Genomic DNA, 21,368 nt, shown 5'->3' with positions numbered 1-21,368 from the left:
AGTTCTAATCATAATGTTTTATTTATGCAATATTACGCAGAAAAATTTTTGCAAAGAAGGAAGTGAATTCATGGACATAAAGCAGCTAATCGGCGAAGCCACAGATTACGATAAAAAGGTTGCACTTGAGATAAAGAAACCTAAAAGCTGGTGCAAGAGTATAAGTGCATTTGCAAATTGTTATGGTGGTAGGCTGGTATTTGGTGTGGCAAACGATGATGTGTTGGTTGGTCTTTCGGATGCTGAAGGTGATGCAGAGAAAATTAGTGAAATAATTAAAACACACCTTAATCCTATACCAGAGTTTAAGCTTTCATTTGAAAAAGATAAAGACAAGACATTTGTTATCGTAGAAGTTATGAAAGGGCAGCAGACACCATGCTATTATGAAGGCGATGGACAACTTATTGCATTTATGCGTATTGGAAATGAAAGTGTTCCGGCGACACCTTCACAGTTAAGAGAGTTGGTACTTCGTGGAAGTGGTGAAAGTTATGATAGTCTGAAGTCAAGATACGATTTTGGCAATATGTCTTTCACAAAATTAAAATCGGTATATAAGCAAAGAACTGGAAATGCATTTGAAGATACAGATTATGAATCTTTTGGTTTGGTTGATGAAAAAGGAAATCTGACGAATGCAGGAGCACTTTTAGCGGATGAATCTCCGGTTCGCCATTCCAGATTATTTTGCACAAGATGGAATGGACTTACGAAGGCATCTGGAATTGTAGATGCACTTGATGATAAGGAATATACGGGAAGTCTTGTCACACTATTACAGGCAGGAACAGATTTTGTCAGAAATAATTCCAAGAAAGCATGGCGTAAGGTTGATGACGGCAGAATTGAAATGCCTGATTATCCGGATCGTGCAGTGCTTGAAGGGGTAGTAAATGCATTGATTCATAGAAATTATATGGAGATAGGCAGCGAAGTCCATATAGATATGTTTGATGACAGAATTGAAATATATTCACCGGGTGGAATGGTAAGCGGAATATCTTTAGAGGGAAAAGATTTATTGAAAATTCCATCAAAGCGAAGAAATCCGATATTAGCTGATATATTCAGCCGCTTGAAGTACATGGAGCGTAGAGGTAGTGGATTTAAGAAAATATTGGCAGATTACGAGGGGCAGGTTGAATTTGATGAGTCCAAGATGCCTGTCTTTGATGCAGATAATGATGATTTTACATTGACTTTGTATAATCTGAATTATGGTTCTAGTTATGCAGCACAGGCAAATGAAAATGTCATAGAAAATGTCATAGAAAATGTCATAGAAATTTCGGAAGAAAAAATTAAGAAGTTAATGCCAGAGTATTCTAAGAAGAAGCTTGCTAAAGCATATGAGATTCTGAAAATGATTTCGGAGAACCCGAATATTTCTATTGATGAATTAAGAATAGCATTAGATGTTACAGATAGAACAATTGCTAGATATATATCAGAATTAAAGGATAAAGGTATCATAGAACGAAAAGGTCCAGATAATGGTGGAAAATGGAAAATTAGGTAAGTAAATGACAGTAAATTTGGCACTCAATGTAACACCCAAACTTTTACTCAAGGATATTCCAGAGTTAGTCTCAACGAAGTCTCATGATATTTGAGACTTGGTGAGACTACATAATATGGCAGAAAAGCGATAAAATCGGCATTGGTGGTTGAATTGTATGAGTACAGTCTCAAGTCAGTCTCATTTTTGACACTGTTTGTTGAGACTAACATGAGGCTGAGGAGGTTTAAAATCATGGACATAAGCAAAAAAGATTGGAAATTATTTCGAGAAAGATTATCAGGATGGCAGGAAAATTATATGGAAGGTCTTGTTAAAGAGTATGCAAATTTTCTGAATGATGATAAAAAGCCTGCATCAGAAAGATTCTGGGAACTTGAAAAACGGATAAAAGAAGATAAGCGCCATCCGGGTGTTATCATGGAGATGAGTAAATCAGAGGCAATATGGGATATTGTTCGTCTCATTAGACTGAAAGTAATTACATATGATGATTTATCAGACTTTAGTGATGAATTACAGAATGAAGTAAAAAGAATACTTGAGATGAGCAGGTGATACATATGGAGATTGGTGCAACAAAAGCAGTTCAAGATCGACTAAAAACAACAAAGATTGAAGAAAGCAAAGGTGCTTCACTTGTGTTCTGCTGGGACACACATTTGACGAAAATAAAAGGAAGAAATGTTTTGTTTATTGTGAATGCCAGTAATCGTTATACAATAGCAATGACAGATATTGAACCAAGAAACTGGAATTACTATACAATGTATATCCGCAGTGTGATTCATGGCGTGATGCAGGAAATGGGATATTCCGAGGAACAGATAGGGCAGTATTTTAAAATGTCAGGCGATACAACTGTAACCAAAACTCATGGTAGGAAATCGGTTGGTGGCATTAACAGAATGGTAATGGATGCACAGTATTTTGGTAAGAAGCTGGAGAAAGAAGCAAAGTATCAATGGGAACTTAGTGAGTATCTGAACAGAGATATTTGCCAGCCAGAGGGATTTGATGCGTATGGATATCCGAGTGAACTTTTTAAATTAGACATGGAACGATTAGGGATTGCTGCTAAGAGAGAGCAAGCAAAGGTAATTGATTTTGCTCAGTACATAGAAAACAATCGTGGTACTAACGACTAGTACAACAAAATTTTTTCTTGCTGAAATATCGCTTGGACATTATAATTTCCATAGGTGGACAAGTAAGTCAGCAGAAAATTATTCTGTGAATAGTAAACAAACCTGCAAGCCACCAGAACTACACACAATAATGACAATATAGCAATGGTACTGGATTGGTACTAAAAATGTGTGAAACGAAAAATAATGTGTGGAAAAGATACAGTTTATCAATACACAATAGTATAGATAACTGTATTGAAATAATCTGAATCAAACCAGACTCTGCGAGTTCGAATAAAAAAGTGAAATAAACAAAAAAGCGAAATTGGCTGTAGGATAGAATTCCTGCAGCCTCTTTTCGTGCAAAAAAATAGCAGCTTTTACAGATTAGGACTGGTCGACTGGCCAACGTCTTGATACAATGTAATCGGTGAAACAATCCGCAAGTATCGTAGTCGGGGACTTTTGCCTCCGACATTATATATAAGTAACCCCATGTATAAAAAGAAGGAGAGGCCTCATGCAGGTATCAGATAAATTAATCAAACCACTGACAGAAGCGAAATATTTAAATGCAGATAATGTAAGCAGATATCGCTGTATTATGCGTATTTTTTTTGAACATTACGAGAAACTGAAATACTGGTTGTACCAGGAAGAGGTTTACGAAGAAATGATAAAGGATCCTTTTTTTGCAGATTACAGACCAGAGCAGTGTCAGCAGGATCTTACAATGTTGACAGAATGGAAGAATCTGAATACGATCCAGGATACGAAAAAGGTGGCATCGATTGAAGAATTTAAGAATAAAAAGTACCGCTATCAGATGACGGAATATAGTGTAGAGATAGAACGTCTGGTGCTTAGACTTGAGAACCTGTTCATTGAAGGTGCATCCTTAGAGCCCACATTATTGGAGCGGATACGAAGAGGTATAGAACGGTTTCCGGAGATGGTGGAAAGAGATAAAAATGAAGTATATACCTGGTGGACAGATCTGAATAATGATTTTGTACGTCTGAATCAGAATTATCAGGACTATATCAGAGATCTGAACAGTGTGCGGGCAGAAGAAATGATGCATACGAAACAGTTTCTGGTGTTTAAAGACCGGTTGATCGAATATCTGCGCAGCTTTATTAAGGGATTACAGAGAAATGTAGGTGTGATAGAAGAAAGCTTATGCATGCAGAAGGAAGAGATGAAAAATCAGGTATTTGAAAAAGTAGTTGATTATGAATTGTCGATACCGCGAATGGATGTGGAAGTATCGAAGGAAATGATCTGGCAGAAAGTAAAGGGCCGTTATCAAAGTATCTATGACTGGTTTGTAGGAAAGGAAGGTCAGGAGAATGAAGCGGGAAAGCTTTTTGATGCAACAAATGATATTATTCGCAGGATCACAAGATATGCAGCGCAGTTAAGTGAAAAGAATGCATTAGGTGCTAACAGAAAAGAAGAATACCGCAAAGTGGCAGAATTATTTTTGAAATGCCAGGATATGGAAGAAGCCCACAAAATGTCTGCAATGGTATTTGGCATGGAGTGCCCGCAGCATATTGCCGGAGATCTGGTACGTGAAACGGATAGCATGAATATCGGAGTATACGAAGAACAACCCATGGAAATCAGTTTAAAGCCAAGGATACGTACATACAGGGAGAAATCCAGAAGAAGTGCGATCCGCGAATCAGCAGAGCAAAAGCAGGAAACAAGACGTAAAATGCTGGAAAAACAGAGAGAAGAAATGGAAAAATTGCAGGCGTTGGAAGTAAATGGAAGGATTCATTTTGGAGAATTACCGGTGCTGGAACCAAGAATCAGAGAGATCCTTTTGAAATGGCTGTCGGATGCCATGGAATCTGCGGATTTTTCTGCAAGAACGGATGATGGAAGAAGATACATATTAGACAGAAGCCGGGCAGATGAGACCTGTGTTGTGCATTGTCTGGATGGTAATTTTACTATGCCTGATTTGTCAATTGTATTTCAGGAGGAAACGTGATGAAGGAACTGGAGATCCTGTTAAATAAAAGATGGGTATTAAAATCCAGAGATAAGGAAACCTATTATAAATTAAGAGATGCCCTTGGAGAACTGCGTAAATTTACTACAGAGAAAATGGGCTGCCAGATCATTGACAATTCACTTCTGATAAAGATGGAGAAGATTCCGGTGATACCGGAAAGCTTTATGGGGATCCAGAAATTTTCCTCAAAAGAAGAATATGCATATCTCTGTATTCTGCTGATGTTTCTGGAAGACAGAGATGCACAGGAGCAGTTTATCATATCACAGCTGACGGAATATATTACAGCAAATCTGCCTGGGGAAATCTCTGACTGGACATTGTATACGAACAGAAGAAAGCTGATTCGTGTAATGAGATTTGCAGCAGATCAGGGGCTTATTGGAGTTACAGATGGAAAAGACGAGGCATTCATGGACGATGAAGGAGGAGAAGTGCTTTATGAAAATACAGGGGCATCCAGGTATTTTATGAAGAGCTTTTCAAAAGACATTATGGAATATACGAAACCGGAAGATTTTCAGGAAAGTGACTGGTTTGAAGTGGATGAAGACCGAGGCTTTGCAAGAAGACACAGGGTTTATAAAAGACTGATTTTTGCACCTGGTATGTACAAAGCGGATGGCTCATCGGAGGATTTTGAATATCTGAAATATTACGGACGCAGATTAAGCGAAGAACTGGAGCAGATATTTGACTGTCATGTGCACATTCATAAAGGAAGTGCATATCTGCTATCCGGAGACGACTGCAGGATGGGAACGGTATTTCCCGGCAATAATTCCATATCCGATATTTTGCTTTTGTGTTTTCGTGAAATACGCAAGAAAATTGAGAAGGGTCAATGGAAGACCGGATTGGATGAAACCTGTCTTATAGATCAGATTGAATTTGAAAATATGATAAAAGAAATAAAACAGGAATATGGAAGTGGATTTTCGAAAAATTATCGCGAGATGCCGGAAGGGGAATTTGTAAAAAGTGTGTTGGATGAGATGGAGTTGTGGATGTTCATAAGAAAAGAAGAACTCGCTCATCAGATAAAAATATGTCCGCTCACCGGAAAAATACAGGGAAGCTATCCGGAGGATTATATGGGAGGAAGAAATGATGAATAGCAGATGGCAGGCAAATAAGATCGGACTGATTAATTTCTGGTATTATGACGAACAGGAATTCCCGTTTGTGAAGGGAAGAATGCTCCTTCGAGGTTCAAACGGATCGGGAAAATCAGTAACTATGCAGAGTGTGGTGCCTCTTCTTCTGGATGGAAATATGAGCCCGGAACGACTGGATCCCTTCGGCTCCAGGGACCGTAAGATGAGCAGCTATCTTCTGGAAGAAGATGACGGACGTGAAGAACGCACAGGCTATCTGTATCTGGAACTTAAAAGACAAAACAGTGATACATATTTGACCATCGGAATGGGTATCCGCGCAAGAAGAGGAAAGAATCTGGATAAATGGTATTTTAGTCTGACCGATGGAAGACGTATCGGTAAGGATTTCTTTTTGTATAAGGATTCAGGCGAAAAGGTTACACTTTCAAAAAAAGAACTGGAAAACAGAATTGGGGATGGCGGCCGCGTTATCGACAGGCAGGTTGACTATATGGAGTATGTGAACCGCCAGATTTTTGGATTTGAGACAACAGAAGAATATAAGGAAATGATAGATCTTCTGATTCAACTGCGTACACCGAAGCTTTCCAAGGATTTTAAGCCATCTGTAATCAATGATATTTTAAGTGATTCCCTTCAGCCTCTGTCTGATGATGACCTGCGTCCTATGTCGGAAGCCATTGAAAATATGGATACCATGACCATGAATCTGAAAAACAGGAAAGAAGCCAGACAGGCAGCAGAAAAAATCCAGGCAGTATTTTCAAAATATAATCAGAAATTATTATATGAAAAAGCAGAACGCTGCGAACAGGCTGGACTAAATTTGGAAAATGCAAGGACGCGGCAAAATGAACAGGAGAAAAAGCTACGTGAATGCAGACAGAAGATAGAAGACTTGAAAATAGAACATCAGAATCTGGATGTGAAACGTGAGTCCATGGAGAAAGAGAAAGAATCTCTGAACAAAAGCGACGCGGTAGCATTGAAGCGAAGAGAAGCGGAGCTGATTACAGAATTAAACGGACAACAGAAAAACCTGGGAGAAAAGCAGAGATTCCTGGAGCAGAAACAGACTCAATATCAGGATGCACAGAATCAGATTAAAACAGAAGAAGACAGGAAATATGAGAAAGAAAAAGAACTGGAAGAGCTTATAGAAGAGATGCAGGATGAGGCTGATACCATGGCCTTTGAAGAGCATGCATTTATGAAGGAAGAGCTGGAAAAACATCCGGAAGAACCATACAAATTCAATTTACACCAGCAGCAATTTGATAACACAAAAGAAAAAATTAATGAGGGAACAGAGATACTGGCAGAGACAGATCGTCTGGAAAGACAGAAGGATGATCTGATAAAAGAAAGAGAAAGACGGATTCGTGAACTGGATACTCTTCAGAGAAAAGTGTCAGAACTGGAATCTGTATTTGTGCAGACACAGAATGAATGGAAAGAAGCATTGTATCAGTGGAACGGTGCAAACCAGGAGCTGGCATTAGAAAAAGAATTATTAAGAGAATTAAGTATATTTGCCGAAACGTATAAGGAATCCTCTGATTTTGCCGAGGTTCGTCAGAGGATTGCAGATGTATGGATCAAGAAAAATGGGGAAATCGAATCTGAACTTTCGGTAAATGATACAGAGAGCCAAAATACAAAAAAAGAGTTGGAAGAAGTAAGGGCAGATCTGGCCGAATGGGAGAATCAGAAAGAACCACAGCCGGAACGCTCAGAGGCAGTTATACGTAACCGTAAGAGACTGGATGCTCTTGGAATTCCATATCAGGAATTTTACAAGGTCATAGAATTTGGAGATAATCTGGAAGAAGAAGCCTGTAACCGTTTGGAAGAAGCTTTATTAAAGATGGGAATTCTGGATGCACTGGTAATAGATGAGCAATACAAAGAGCAGGTTTTGAAAACAGAACAAGGATGTGAAGATCATTATCTGTTTATCTGCAAGAACAGTCAGAAGAATCTGCAGCCAGACAGAAGTCTGTTGGATGTATTGGAACTGAATGAAGAAGTGAATGACATATTTTCCAATCAGCGTCTCACCGGAATCCTGGGAAGCATTGCATATGATAGTGAGAGCTTGTTTACCGTTGCAGAAGATGGAACCTACGGAATGGGAGTGCTTGCCGGAACTGTAACAGGAGAATATGAGGCAGGATTCCTTGGAACAAAGGCCCGTGAAAAACACAGACAGGCAAAGATAGAAGAGTGCAGACAGAGAATCACAGAGTTGGAAACTGCATTACAGCAGCTGGAGGAACTGCATAGAAAGCTGTCTGACAGAAAAGTTATTCTCAGAAAAGAATACGATAATCTTCCGAAAGACACAGATATGAGAGAAGCACTTCGGATGCTGCAGGCCGAGGAACGAGAGTGCGAACAGCTGAAGCGAGAGAGTGATAAACTGGAATTTCAGATCCGTGAACTGGCCGAGATACTGAAAGAAAAGAAAAAGAAAGCACTGGAAATTGCAGAAGCACTATATCTGACCTGTTCTTATGATATATTTAAAGAAGCAAAAAAAGCAGCAGAAGAATATGGAAAGCATTTGATCAGCCTGATTGCTGCACATGAAATGTATCTTAGAAGTCTGATGTATCTGAGAGAGCGAAAAGAACATCTGGAAGATCTGGATGCAGATATGGAACAGATACGGTATGATCTGCAGGAAATTCAAAAAGAAATCAGGAGAAAGACAGAAGAACAGACTTCCATTCAGGAACAATTGCGTCTGACTGATTACGAAGAAATTAAAGAACGGCTTGATGCATGTATTAACTGGCTGCAGGATTATCCGGAGCAATTACGTGTATGCGTAAGCAGACAGACACATGAAGAAGACGAAGTGGGACAACTGACACTGCGTTTAGACGAAAACAAGAAGAAAATTGAAGAATATGAAAAGAAAACGAAATATTTTTCAGAATGCTATGATATGGAAAAGGCTTTGCATTATGTGGAAATACCAAAAGAGATACCGGAAGATGCCGCACATATCAGAAGTTATCTGGAATCAGATGTAAAAGCGCTGGATAAAGACAGTGTGATCCGCGATCTGAATAAGGTATATTTTGAAAACAGAGGCTTTCTTACAGACTATCATTTAATGCAGAATGAGTTGTTTACGGAAGAAGAACAAACGGAATTTCCTGCAAAACGACTGGACATTTCGGCCAGATATCAAGGCGTAAAGATATCATTTGCCAGTCTTCTTTTGCATCTTGAAGAAGACATTACAGAGCTGGAGAATCTGATCAAAGATGGAGACCGGGAGTTGTTTGAAGACATTCTTGCCAATACGGTAAGCAGAAAAATCCGTGGAAAGATTAACGGTTCCAATACATGGGTACAGAAAATGAATTCCCTGATGAACGGTATGAATACCTCCAGCGGATTAAAGCTTAGCCTTAGATGGCGAAGTAAGACTGCAGAACAGGAAGACCAGCTGGATACGAAAGAACTGGTAGAATTACTGAAGAAAGATTATCGGCTGATGAGTGAAGATGAGGCAGCCAGATTGTCTGCCCATTTCCGTTCCAAAGTGGCAGAGGCACGAAGAAATGCGAAAGACAGTGCGGGAATGATATCCTTCTATCAGATCATGAAGGATACGTTGGATTACCGTAAATGGTTTGAATTCCAGCTGTTTTCCCAGAAAAACGGGGAACGTCAGAAGGAGCTGACAAATAGTGTATTCGGAACCTTCAGTGGCGGAGAAAAGGCAATGTCCATGTATGTACCGCTGTTTTCAGCAGTTGTGGCCAAGTATCAGGGAGGAAGAGAAGATGCACCGAGATTGATATCTCTGGACGAGGCATTTGCCGGAGTAGATAATAAAAATATTCGCGATATGTTCCGTCTGATGACAGAATTCCGGTTTGATTTTATTATTAACTCACAGGTTCTGTGGGGAGATTGTGATACGTTGGACGCATTGGCAATCTATCAGTTAATCCGTCCGGGAAATGCGAAATTTGTAACCGTTATGCCTTATTTATGGAATGGTCACAGGAAAGAATTGTTAGAACACGAGGAAGAAGTTGAACAGAGAGGAATAGAGCTTGGACAGGCAGAAGGAGTATAAATCTGAAAATAAAATGAAAGACTGTCTGGCTTATTTTCACTTGAGCCCGGTCTGGGAGAAGGTTCTGAAAGGCTTCCGGGAGAAATATATTTCTTACGGAAGGTTTGGTGGGAAAGTAATTCTGAAGAATCTGAAACCAACAGATATTGAAGAACTGGAAGGATTTTTTGGAAAATCTTTTCACAGTCAGAAAAGTGTAACGGTGTCCTCAGAAAAATTCAGACAGGCGCTGGAAACAAGCAGATATAAAGAGATAACGCCGGAATGCCTGTTGGAGAATTTTTTTGAAGAGCCACTGCTTGGAAGACAGGAGCAAAAATCCTTACGGGAACAGGAAAAAGAGCGTATATGGGAGATTTTTCAGAGAGACTATGAAGGAACTCCTGTAGAGACAGCCTTAGAATCGTTGCGAAGCATTGTGAAAGACAACGGGAGTCAGGAACTGGCCAAATGGGACAAGATGCTGCGGCTTGGAGCAGAAATCTATAACAATCTGCCATATCGCAGCACAAAGATGTACCTTGCCGTATTTGCAGCTATGCGGACAGGCAATCCACATGCGTTTGATATTGGAACAGCAGATGGGAATTTTTTATATCAGATCATACAGATGGATTTGGAAATACGAAGAATTACAGTAGAGACATCTGCAATATTTCCTGCGTATAAGCGTCAGAAAAGTTATCTGCTGGCAGGAATCATGCTGGATGATGTTTCCAATTATACCATGCTGTATCAGGTGCAGGCTGTGAAAAAAGATGGAAATTATCATAAAGGTATGGCAGGTTTTGCGAAAGAACAGCATATTGTACAGGTTCCTCTTGCAGTGCTTACAGAATGGGATGCACTCTATTGTCCCCAAAATGAAATATATATTGTGGAAAATCCTTCGGTTTTTGCCATGCTTTGCGGAAAAGAAGAAACAGATCATAAGGAAAAAGCATATATGTGCATGAACGGTCAGCCAAGACTGGCAGGTTTGATGGCATTGGATTTACTTGCAAAATCCGAAACACGGATTTATTATGCAGGAGATCTGGATCCGGAAGGTGTGTTGATCGCACAGAAACTGTCACAGTATTATAAGGGCGAATTTTATTACTGGCATATGGAAGCCACGGATTACGAAAGATGCAGGTCCAAAGAGGTCATATCACCTAAGCGGCTGAAAATACTGGAACGAATAACGGATGAAAGGTTAAAGCCGGTGGCAGCGCTGATCGGAAAATACAGGACAGCCGGATATCAGGAGATGCTGGCAGAAGATATGCTATAGAAATCAGATGAAGATCTTTTGAATGAAAAGGAGAAGTTATGAAGACACGGAAACGAATTTTGTCAATTGTATTAACAATTGCAACACTGCTTCTGCTTGTACTGGATATTCCTGTGACAGCAGCTGGGACGAAAAAGGTAGACGTTTTGTTTACCCATGATACTCATTCCCATTTGGACAGCTTTTCAACAATTGTAGATGGACAGCAAAAAGAAGTTGGCGGTTTTGCGAAAATAAAAACCCTGATGGATGAAAAGAAGAAAGACAATCCAGATACCCTGGTATTGGATGGCGGAGATTTTTCCATGGGTACACTGATCCAGACCGTATATGATACGGAGGCAGCGGAGCTTCGAATGCTGGGATATCTGGGGTATGATGTGACTACTTTTGGAAATCACGAATACGACTACCGGTCAAAGGGACTGGCAAATATGCTGAAAGCAGCCATAAATTCCGGTGAGACAGTGCCGGAGATCGTAGTGTGCAATGTGGATTGGGATGCTATGGAGAAAGATGGCTTAAAAGATGGGCAGAAGCAGATCAAAGAAGCGTTTGAAGCGTACGGCGTGAAAGATTATGTTGTGGTTCAAAAGGGTGATACGAGAATTGCTGTGGTTGGTGTATTTGGAAAAGATGCCCTGGAATGTGCGCCTACATGTGAACTTCTGTTTAAAGATCCGGTAGAAGCAGTAAAGCAGACGGTAGCTGAGATTAAGAAAAACGAGAATGTGGATATGATCGCATGTGTGTCTCACGGCGGAACCTGGGAGGACGAGGATAAGTCAGAGGATGAAATCCTTGCAAAAAAGGTGCCGGATCTGGATCTGATCATCAGTGGACATTCCCATACAGAGCTGAATGAAGCCATTAAGCATGGGAATACATATATTGTATCCTGCGGTGAGTATGGGAGAAACCTTGGATCACTTTCAATGACACAGAAGGAGGACGGGCGTTGGGAAATGACTTCCTATGAGCTGATTCCTGTGTCTGATGAGATCAAGCCGGATCAGGAAACACAGAAACGGATTGATGAATTAATGGATACAGTAGACACCAATTATCTTGCAGATTTTGGGTACACCAGGGATGAAGTTCTGGCTCAGAACGATATTGAATTTAACAGTCTGGAAGAGATGGGAACAAAGCATGAAGAACTGAATCTTGGCGATATTATGTCTGATGCGTATGTATATGCTGTGGAAAATTCAGAGTATTACGATGGGAATCCGGTAGACGTAGCGGTTGTGCCAAGCGGAACGGTCCGTGACACATATACAAAAGGCAATATTACAGTAGAGGATGTTTACAATTCTTTTTCTCTGGGAATTGGAAAAGACGGTGTGGCAGGATATCCTCTTATCAATGCATATCTGACAGGAAAAGAATTGAAGCTGGCAGCAGAAGTAGACGCTTCTGTTTCGGATTTTATGACAACTGCAAGATTGTATTGCAGCGGACTGAATTTTACATATAATCCTCATCGAATGATTCTGAATAAGGTGACGGACTGTTATCTGACCAGAGAAGATGGAGAAAGAATTGAAATTCAGGATGATAAACTGTACCATGTTGTGACTGACTTGTATACAGGACAAATGCTTGGCTCTGTAATGAAAATGTCCTATGGTCTGTTGTCTCTTGAACCAAAGGATAAGAACGGAAATCCAATTGAAAATCTGGAAGATCAAGCAATCATGGAAGATGGCAGGGAATTGAAAGCGTGGGATGCTATTGCAAGATATATGCAGTCTTTTGAAGATATAGACGGGGATGGAATTGCCAATGTACCGGAATATTATGCAGTCACTCATAACCGTAAGGTTGTAGATGACAGCACAAATATTATTGATCTGGTGAAAAATCCCAATAGATTCTCAGTAATGATCGTGCTGATCTGCCTGCTCTTCCTTGTAATTATTATTCTTATTGTAGTCCTGATCCGAAAACTGGTCCGCAAGGCAAAAAAGAAAAGTATGTGATACTATCACAGAAATGGGGGGGAATAAAATCTGATATAATACTATAAACACCATAAAGTTACAAAAGGGGCTGTCAGGAAATAGACAGCCCCTTTTACGTTCAGAATCAATCTTCTTCCATCCATACCTTCATGGTTTTCAGAAGCTTTTGTTTCTCTGGAATACTCATTTTATGTACCTGCTCGGAAATCTCGCGGTCCAGGGCAGTTTCACGGTATTCAGAATCAATTCTGCCAATCAGGGAATCCAGGGAGATGTTCAGCAGTCTTGCATAATAAATAAGGATACGCAGGGACATTGCAGTACGGTTATTCTCCACGTTGCTGATGTAGCCAGGAGTTACATTCAGAGCTTTGGCAACTTCCGCCTGGGTAAGCTTCATTTTGATTCGCAGTTCTTTCATTCGGGATCCTAAGTTTTCGTAATCAATCTGATTCATATTCGTTCTCCAATCTTTTTAACAGGTGCCGAACTGGCTTACCTGTGATTTTACACGCATTTAAGCTGCTTTCCAATTTGAACAAAATCTTCTGCAAATTCTGACGCACATCTTGCAGAAAACCCTTTTCAAACAGTTTCTTCAAACATGCTCTGGCAATCTATGGAACGGTTTCACCGCTTCCTGATTGCCTGCGGGTTCTTATATTATGGAACGACAGCTTCTTTATCCATAATATAAAGTATATAGAAAATATATGAAAAATGTAAGCTGTAAATTGTATGCTATTTATTTTATAGCTATATATCTGTTGTCGTTATTTTGACATTTCTGTCAGATACCCATATAATAAAAAGTGAAATTGGAAACAGGAATCGAACAGTTTGAGGTAATCATAAGATGCAGGATACATTTGAAATGCTGGAGGAGCTTTTGGAACAGGAGCAATTTGAATTGCTGTTTCCGAAAGAAAACGGAGCACAGGCTGAATGGGAATGTTATGAGACATATGAAAATAATGAGAGAAAACAGGGCGAAAAAGACAGCCTTGCCAGAGTGGGAAAAGAGAAAAATCCAGGTGATATCCGCCTTGTTTATTTGATGAATGATGCCGTAGAAAGCTTTCTCATTTTCCGGGACGCCAGACTTACAGGCTCTTATCTGGAGAATTATGAAGGTCCTCTGAAATCATCCTTAAGTCAGGAAGGGGATGAATATATACTGGTAGTATGGCAGGGGGAGAACGTAGTCACCCTGTTTTTCAGAATGCTGGATCTGGAGGTTTATCTTTATAACTATGGGGAAATCGGTCATTTCTGGGTACCTGGGTATGAATATCTGCGTCAGCTGGAATATCGGATCGCCATTGCAAGAGATAAGCTGGAATATCTGGGAGAAGAGTTTTGCACAGAAAAAGAAAGGGCACTTGTGCAGCTGGCGGACTTTCCACCGTTGAATTATTGCTGTTATCCTGCAGTGCCGAAACAGTATATTGTGCCAAAGGAAGACCCCTGGAAGCCGTCTGCAGCAGCATTTCAAGTAATGGAAGAGCTAGCAAAAGAAGCTCGGGATTTTTCTCTGCTTCGGTTATTGCATGTTTATAAGAAATTTCCAGCTCCATTTATCGCCAGGATTTTTGCCAGGGTATTGCACAAGAATAAGCATAGTGCAGTGATTGATCTTCTTACCGGAAAAATAAAAAGCGCAGCGGCGGCTTATCCTGACCGGACTTTTGGAAATGAGGCTGATCAGCAGTTAAAAAGCCTGCTGTCAAAAGCGGGAAAACTGCAGGAAAAACTGACCCGGGACGGAATCCATGCAGAGATATTAAGAGAAGAGCCCTTTACAACAGCCAGAGACAGCCTGGATTTTCAGGTTTTTCTCATGGTTTGGAAAAAGGGCTGGCGGAATCGCAAGGTGGAAATCCGGAAACTGTGAATAAGAAATTATCGTGCTTTAACACTTCTCAGAAAATAACAGATCGCCCACGCAATACTCATCCCCGCGGCGATTCCAAATGCAAAGAGAAAGGTGTCCCTCCCATATTTAAGTGCCTGCATGGGATTTCCCTCTACAATACTGCTCATGCAGTAATAAAGGGTACTTCCGGGAATTAATGGAATCACGGAAGTAACGAAAAAAGAAGTGGAAGTTTCCTTGCAGATTCTTGCCAGGATTTCCGCATACACATCTGCAATAAAACCAGCCAGCAGTGCCGGAAGAAAAACACTTCCCCACAGACTCTTCCCAAAGAGAAAGACCAGCCAGCTAAGAAAACCACCGGCAGCAGCCAGCGGCAGATATTTAGTTTTCATGTGAAAAAGAAGACCAAAAGCCACAGATCCGATAGCTCCGGTAATCAGCTGTATAACCGTCATTGTGATCAAAGTCCAAACCTCCCAAAAAGAATAATTGCGCCCATAAAACCAAGTGCCAGTGCTGCTGCAAGAAGTAACGCGGCGATCAGCCTGATAATACCCGAAAGGGTATCACCAATGAGTACATCGCGGATCGCATTAGTTGACATAAGTCCTGGAATCAGAAGCATAATATCACCAATCATGATCTTATCCATGTGAAGGAAAGGACAGAGCAAAGTAAATCCGCAAATGGCGCAGCCTGTGAGAAAAGACGCTGCAAATTGGAAAGTAACCTCGTTCATACATACTGGTCTTAGATATTTTTGCAGGCTCCATATCAGGATTGCAGCAATGCCGGCAGTAATGGCATCCGGAATAGTGCCGCCGTAGAAAAGGGCAAAACTGCAGGCTGCAAGAACGCTTCCAAGCAGTTTCCAAAGAGGCTTAGGTCTGTTTGCATTGATCTTCTCAAATTCATTTCGCAGCTCCGCAGCAGAAACCGGATGACTGCAGAAACGGCGGCTCAGGTCATTGAGCTGCTCCAGCTTGGTGAAATCATTCCCCCCACATTCATGAATGCGCCGTGTCTGCGTCCGTGCGCCATCTCCGGGAAATTCCATAGTAATAACAATGCTGGACGTGATGACAAAAACATTCATATGGGTAGCACCACAGGCATAGCCCATCCGGTTCAGGGTGTCCTCCACCCGGAAAATTTCTGCGCCGCTGTTTAACAGTGCGTCGCCCATATCAAGAAAAACATGCAAATAATCTTTAGATGTCTGCATAAGGAATGCTCCTTTAAGTTATAGAAAAGCCCTGATGGGCAGGATTCTTTCGCGAATCATTTTGCTACGGGAATAAGATAAGTATAAAGCTTAATGGCAGGCAATACAACCGTTAAATAATTGATTTCCGGAATCTTGTATTCCATAAAATGCCCGATTGTGCTAACATAGAGCATAGTAGATTACGAAATATTTTCAGGAGGAAATTTAAATGGGTTGTACTACAATTTTAGTTGGAAAAAAGGCATCTTATGATGGTTCTACCATGATCGCAAGAAATGACGATTCCGGTTCCGGTCATTATATGCCAAAAAAATTTGTGGTGGTTCATCCGGAGGAACAGCCGCGGAAATATAAATCTGTGATTTCTCATGTGGAAATTGATCTTCCAGATGATCCAATGGGCTATACATCTGTGCCAAATGCAGTAGACGGCGAAGGAATCTGGGCAGCTAGCGGTGTAAATGAGGCAAATGTGGGAATGACTGCTACAGAAACGATTACCTCCAATCCCCGGGTACTTGGCGCGGATCCTCTGGTAACCTATCAGCCTGCAAAGGACGGTAAGGAGGAAGCAGCCGGTGGAATCGGAGAGGAAGATATTGTATCCATTGTTCTTCCATACATCCATAGCGCCCGCGAAGGGGTAATCCGCCTTGGAAGCATTCTGGAGAAATACGGAACCTATGAGATGAATGGAATTGCTTTCCAGGATCAAAACGAAATCTGGTGGCTGGAAACCATCGGCGGCCATCACTGGATGGCAAGAAAGGTTCCGGATGAGGCATATGTAGTAATGCCAAATCAGCTTGGAATTGATAAATTTGACTTGGAAAAGGCATTGCGGGATCAGGAAAAATATCGGTGCCCATGTGAGGAATATGCGGATCTGGAATACATGTGTTCCGCTGACCTGAAAGAATTTATCAGCAAAAATCACCTGGATCTTTCCATGGATGGTGTACTGAATCCAAGAGATGCGTTCGGAAGCCATGACGATTCCGACCATGTTTATAATACTCCTCGTGCATGGTATATGCTGAGAAACCTGAATCCGAAGACAAAAATCTGGGATGGCGTAAATGCAGAATTTACTCCATATTCTGATGATCTGCCATGGTGCATGATTCCGGAAAAAAAGATTACTGTAGAGGATGTGAAATATGTATTGTCCTCCCATTATCAGGGAACCTCTTATGATCCATATGCTTCCTATGGAGAAAAAGAACAGCGCGGAGCATTCCGTTCTATCGGTGTGAACCGTACAGATTTCCTGTCTCTGATCCAGATGAGACCAGGCATGGAAAAGGACTGCAATATTCTGGAATGGGTTGCGTTTGCATCCAATGCATTTAATGTGCTGGTGCCGTTTTATGCCACAATTGATACCACTCCGGACTATTTTTCCAGCACCACCAGGGAAGTAACCACTGACAGTTTCTACTGGGTAAGCCGCATGATCGGTGCCATGGCAGATGCTTCTTATAAGAGCTCCATTTTCCATATTGAACGTTATCAGGAGCGTGTAATGTCAAAAGGCCACCAGCTAATTGGCAAATATGACGCTCTTCTGGAAAAAGAGTCTGACGCAGCAAAGCGAATGTCCCTTCGCCATCAGGCCAACCAGGAAATTGCGGATATGGTGAAAAAAGAGGCTTCTGACACACTGAATAAAGTGCTTTATGAGCTGAGTAATCAGATGAAGAATGCTTATTCCAGGTCTGATGCGTAATGTCAGAGCCTTTTTCAAACACGCTCTAGAAACCTGTGGACAAATTTCTTTCAATTTAATATAATAAAGTGCAGAAAGCAGTTACATAGGGAACCGGAATGAAAATTAAGGAGGCTGGAATGACAATAAAAGAATGTTATGAGAAAGTTGGCTCAGATTACGATGGAGTTCTGAAAAGACTGGGAAGCGAAGCGCTTGTGAAAAGATTTGCGGTGAAATTTCTTAATGATCCAAGTTTTCAGGAGCTGACAGATGGTCTTGCCGCACAGGATGGAGAGAAAGCATTCCGTGCAGCCCATACCCTGAAGGGTGTGTGCCTGAACCTTGGATTTACAGAATTGTATAAGGTCAGTGCAGAGCTTACGGAGGTATTAAGAGGAAGAGAAACCGCAGGAAGTGATGAGCTTTACGCGCAGGTGAAAGAGCAGTACACGACCTTGACAGATGCTATCAGGGAACTGGCCGGTAATTAATGCCTGCTCCTATTCAGCAGATATCATCCCAAGAGATATTTTGTGAACTTCTTTTACAGAAAACCCAAGAAGTACGGCGCGAAAACATGGGAAACATGATTTCTGTGCATCGCGAAGAGTGTAACTATGAAGGAACGGAAGCGGACCTTATGGGCTGCCAGAAGCCATTGCGATTTTGTTTATCGTATTTTTGCATAAGTGGAAAAAGAATACACTGCTTAGTATTGGCGGTGGAACGATTTTGTATATGCTGCTGGTGCAGAGGGTGTTTTAGACCGTGTTTGAAAAAGTATTCCCGCAAATTGTGACGCACATCTTGCAGAAAGCCTTTTTCAAACACGCTCTGAAATTGGCAATACACCAAATCTAACATATCTAATCAGATATAGCAATATTCTATAACGAACTCAAGGTAAAATGAATTATACAAAATCCTCTTATCTTGCTATGATATGTTCAGACAAAAAAGAGAGAAAACATTTCTCTGAACGCGATCATACGAATCTGGAGGAAAATCATGGCAAGAGGAATCAATACAAAATGTTTACATTTGGAAGAAGAGGAAGGCTGTTGTAACAATTATGGCTCTATCAGTTTTCCGATTTATCAGACAGCAACATATGAGCATCCGGCAGTAGGCCAGAGTACAGGCTTTGACTACAGCAGACTGCAGAACCCGACCAGAGAGCATCTGGAAAAAATTGTAGCAACCTTGGAAAACGGAATTGACGCACTGGCTTTTTCCACTGGAATGGCAGCAATCACTCTGGTAATGGAGCTGTTTAAACCAGGAGACCATCTGATCATAGATGCAGACCTGTACGGCGGAAGCATCCGGCTTTTTGACAATGTTTCTTCGAAAAACGGAATCCATTTTTCCAGAATCGATTGTTGGAAAGAAAATGTGGAAAGTTATGTAAATGAAAACACAAAAGCAATTTATATTGAAACTCCAACCAACCCCATGATGAATGTCACTGATATTGCGGCACTTGCAGAAATTGCAAAAAGACATAATCTCCTTCTCATAGTAGACAATACATTTTTATCTCCATATTTCCAGAATCCACTGGAACTGGGAGCGGACATTGTAGTGCACAGCGGAACCAAATTCCTGGGCGGACATAATGATACCTTGGCAGGATTTCTGGTAACCAACAGAGAGGATATCAGCGAAAAGCTTCGTTTTCTTATTAAAACCACAGGCTCCGGCCTGGCTCCTTTTGACAGCTGGCTGATTCTTCGCGGTATCAAAACTCTTGGAATCCGCATGGAGCAGGCACAGAAAAATGCTTTCAAAATTGCAGAATGGCTGAAAACAAAGAGCGCAGTGACCAGAGTAATCTATCCGGGCTTACCAGAACACCCGGGATATGAGATCATGAAAAAGCAGGCCAGAGGATTTGGCTCCATGCTTACCTTCCAGCTGGAAAGCAAGGAGTTTGCCCTTTCTGTTCTGGAAAAAGTGCGGATGATCAAGTTTGCAGAAAGTCTTGGTGGTGTGGAGACGTTGATCACATATCCAACTACCCAGACGCATGCGGATGTGCCGAAGGAGATATGGGAACGCAACGGAATTACAGAGGCAACCCTTCGCCTCTCTGTTGGAATCGAGGATGCCCAGGATCTTCTTGATGAATTTGAAAAAGTATTTGCAGAAACAGAGGAAGAATTATATGGCGGAAAGAAATCTTGATTTTGATAAAGTGATTAACAGAAAAAATACCAGATGTCTGAAATATGATTTTGCAGTAAAAAGGGGCAAGCCGGCAGATGTGCTGCCTCTTTGGGTCGCAGACATGGATTTTGAGACCTCTTCTTATATTGAGGATGCGCTGGTAGAGCGTGCAAAAGAGGGAATTTTCGGATACAGTGAGGTGCAGACCCCTTATTTTGAAATCTTGGCAAACTGGATGAAGCTTCACCACAACTGGGAGATCCAGGAGGACTGGCTGATCAAAACACCAGGAGTTGTTTTTGCCCTGGCGATGGCGGTAAAAGCATATACGCAGCCGGGAGACAGTGTGCTGATCCAACTTCCCGTTTATTATCCTTTTTCAGAGGTTATTCAGGACAATGGCAGAAAAGTAGTGAGCAGCAATCTTTATCAGGGAGAAGACAACCGTTATCACATCGATTTTCAGGATTTTGAGAAGAAAATCGTGGAGGAAAATGTAAAACTGTTTTTCCTGTGCAATCCGCACAATCCGGTGGGAAGAGTGTGGAGCGCAGAAGAATTGGAAAAAATAGGAGATATCTGCGTAAAGAATGGTGTGACCGTTGTCAGTGATGAAATCCATCAGGATTTTGTTTTTAAGGGAAAGCATCAGGTGTTTGCCGGCCTGAAAAAGGAGTTTCAGGATATTTCCATTACCTGCACTTCCCCAAGTAAAACTTTCAATCTTGCAAGTATGATGATTTCCAATATTTTTATTCCCAATCCGGAGCTTCGCCGAAGATTCCGGAAGCAGCTGGATGCGGCAGGAACCAGCCAGCTTGGGGTTCTGGGACTGGTGGCAACAGAGGCTGCTTATTCCAAGGGGGAAGAGTGGTACCAGGCAATGCATGCTTATGTGGAGGCGAATATCAATTACACAAAAGAGTATGTGGAAAAATATCTGCCTGGGGTGAAGATGACAGATCTGGAAGGCACGTATCTGGTGTGGCTGGACTTCCGTGAGACAGGCCTGACTGTTGAGGAACTGGAGGATTTGATCCTTAATAAGGCCAGACTTTGGCTTGACAGTGGAAAGATTTTCGGAAAAGCAGGCGAAGGATTCCAGAGGATTAATGTGGCGTGTCCAAGGGCAACGCTGACGGAGGCGTTGGAGCGGATTAGAAAAGCGTTTTAAATGGAGATATTTTTACTTTCAGTTGTGTATAGCGCATAGGAATGGTAAAATAGAAAAAAC

The 21,368-nt window shown here is 41.4% G+C and carries 18 protein-coding genes and 1 pseudogene; 15 read left to right on the top strand and 4 right to left on the bottom strand.

Annotated features, from left to right (window positions below; translation table 11 throughout):
* Positions 1-70 precede the first annotated feature (70 nt).
* The 8 genes from AB5706_RS00575 (at position 71) to AB5706_RS00540 (ending at position 13,165) form a co-directional block, all read left to right on the top strand.
* Positions 71-1,522 carry an ATP-binding protein gene (locus AB5706_RS00575; protein ID WP_173770937.1) on the top strand — a complete coding sequence of 484 codons (1,452 nt, stop codon included), beginning with the start codon at positions 71-73 and terminating at the stop codon, positions 1,520-1,522.
* A 234-nt stretch (positions 1,523-1,756) separates the two neighbouring features.
* Positions 1,757-2,080: a hypothetical protein gene (locus tag AB5706_RS00570; RefSeq protein WP_173770936.1), complete on the top strand. Its 324-nt coding sequence runs from the start codon at positions 1,757-1,759 to the stop codon at positions 2,078-2,080.
* A gap of 5 nt (positions 2,081-2,085) precedes the next feature.
* Positions 2,086-2,670 carry a DUF6933 domain-containing protein gene (locus AB5706_RS00565; protein WP_173770935.1) on the top strand — a complete coding sequence of 195 codons (585 nt, stop codon included), beginning with the start codon at positions 2,086-2,088 and terminating at the stop codon, positions 2,668-2,670.
* A 502-nt stretch (positions 2,671-3,172) separates the two neighbouring features.
* Entirely contained in the window at positions 3,173-4,657 is a 1,485-nt protein-coding gene (locus tag AB5706_RS00560; RefSeq protein ID WP_173715796.1) for a TIGR02677 family protein, read from the top strand.
* Positions 4,657-5,799, top strand: coding sequence for a TIGR02678 family protein (locus AB5706_RS00555; RefSeq protein WP_173770934.1), 1,143 nt, complete (start codon positions 4,657-4,659; stop codon positions 5,797-5,799). Before AB5706_RS00560 ends, AB5706_RS00555 begins: the two co-directional genes overlap by 1 nt.
* Positions 5,789-9,904 carry a TIGR02680 family protein gene (locus tag AB5706_RS00550; protein ID WP_226814846.1) on the top strand — a complete coding sequence of 1,372 codons (4,116 nt, stop codon included), beginning with the start codon at positions 5,789-5,791 and terminating at the stop codon, positions 9,902-9,904. Before AB5706_RS00555 ends, AB5706_RS00550 begins: the two co-directional genes overlap by 11 nt.
* Positions 9,882-11,180 carry a DUF2399 domain-containing protein gene (locus AB5706_RS00545; RefSeq protein WP_173770933.1) on the top strand — a complete coding sequence of 433 codons (1,299 nt, stop codon included), beginning with the start codon at positions 9,882-9,884 and terminating at the stop codon, positions 11,178-11,180. Before AB5706_RS00550 ends, AB5706_RS00545 begins: the two co-directional genes overlap by 23 nt.
* 38 nt (positions 11,181-11,218) lie before the next feature.
* A complete protein-coding gene (locus AB5706_RS00540) occupies positions 11,219-13,165 on the top strand; it encodes a bifunctional metallophosphatase/5'-nucleotidase (RefSeq protein WP_173770932.1) in 1,947 nt (648 codons plus the stop codon).
* 106 nt (positions 13,166-13,271) lie between these two features.
* On the opposite strand, the gene AB5706_RS00535 is transcribed toward AB5706_RS00540, so the two are convergent.
* Positions 13,272-13,604 (bottom strand): helix-turn-helix domain-containing protein, encoded by a 333-nt coding sequence (locus AB5706_RS00535; protein ID WP_173735011.1) that lies wholly within the window; start codon positions 13,602-13,604, stop codon positions 13,272-13,274.
* A gap of 60 nt (positions 13,605-13,664) precedes the next feature.
* Positions 13,665-13,736 (bottom strand): DUF6783 domain-containing protein, encoded by a 72-nt coding sequence (locus tag AB5706_RS23025; protein WP_373119314.1) that lies wholly within the window; start codon positions 13,734-13,736, stop codon positions 13,665-13,667.
* A gap of 267 nt (positions 13,737-14,003) precedes the next feature.
* Between AB5706_RS23025 and AB5706_RS00530 the strand changes: the two genes are divergently transcribed.
* On the top strand, positions 14,004-15,041 hold the full coding sequence (locus AB5706_RS00530) for a DUF3878 family protein (RefSeq protein WP_173770931.1): 1,038 nt from the start codon (positions 14,004-14,006) through the stop codon (positions 15,039-15,041).
* An 8-nt stretch (positions 15,042-15,049) separates the two neighbouring features.
* Here AB5706_RS00530 and AB5706_RS00525 read toward each other — a convergent pair whose 3' ends face one another.
* Positions 15,050-15,481: a threonine/serine exporter family protein gene (locus AB5706_RS00525; RefSeq protein ID WP_148462219.1), complete on the bottom strand. Its 432-nt coding sequence runs from the start codon at positions 15,479-15,481 to the stop codon at positions 15,050-15,052.
* 5 nt (positions 15,482-15,486) lie between these two features.
* Positions 15,487-16,251, bottom strand: a complete 765-nt coding sequence (locus AB5706_RS00520; RefSeq protein WP_173715802.1) for a threonine/serine exporter family protein — start codon at positions 16,249-16,251, stop codon at positions 15,487-15,489.
* 211 nt (positions 16,252-16,462) lie between these two features.
* Between AB5706_RS00520 and AB5706_RS00515 the strand changes: the two genes are divergently transcribed.
* The 6 genes and pseudogenes from AB5706_RS00515 (at position 16,463) to AB5706_RS00490 (ending at position 21,308) form a co-directional block, all read left to right on the top strand.
* Positions 16,463-17,983: a C69 family dipeptidase gene (locus AB5706_RS00515; protein WP_173770930.1), complete on the top strand. Its 1,521-nt coding sequence runs from the start codon at positions 16,463-16,465 to the stop codon at positions 17,981-17,983.
* A 119-nt stretch (positions 17,984-18,102) separates the two neighbouring features.
* On the top strand, positions 18,103-18,456 hold the full coding sequence (locus tag AB5706_RS00510; RefSeq protein WP_148462144.1) for an Hpt domain-containing protein: 354 nt from the start codon (positions 18,103-18,105) through the stop codon (positions 18,454-18,456).
* A gap of 139 nt (positions 18,457-18,595) precedes the next feature.
* Positions 18,596-18,730 (top strand): annotated as a pseudogene (locus AB5706_RS00505) (AzlD domain-containing protein); the annotation flags it as partial.
* Between the two features lie 17 nt (positions 18,731-18,747).
* A complete protein-coding gene (locus tag AB5706_RS00500) occupies positions 18,748-18,858 on the top strand; it encodes a DUF6783 domain-containing protein (RefSeq protein ID WP_368356938.1) in 111 nt (36 codons plus the stop codon).
* Positions 18,859-18,973: 115 nt separating this feature from the next.
* Positions 18,974-20,152 (top strand): PLP-dependent aspartate aminotransferase family protein, encoded by a 1,179-nt coding sequence (locus tag AB5706_RS00495; RefSeq protein WP_368365652.1) that lies wholly within the window; start codon positions 18,974-18,976, stop codon positions 20,150-20,152.
* Positions 20,133-21,308, top strand: a complete 1,176-nt coding sequence (locus AB5706_RS00490; protein ID WP_187566103.1) for a MalY/PatB family protein — start codon at positions 20,133-20,135, stop codon at positions 21,306-21,308. Before AB5706_RS00495 ends, AB5706_RS00490 begins: the two co-directional genes overlap by 20 nt.
* The last annotated feature ends 60 nt before the right edge of the window (positions 21,309-21,368 follow it).

This window comes from Ruminococcus sp. RTP21484sp1_RTP21277st1_D2_RTP21277_210401 (assembly GCF_040924225.1).
GTDB classification, from domain to species: Bacteria; Bacillota; Clostridia; order Lachnospirales; family Lachnospiraceae; genus Blautia_A; species Blautia_A faecis.
The sequence above is the reverse complement of the archived record's forward strand: the minus strand, read 5'-3'. Positions and strand labels throughout refer to the sequence as shown.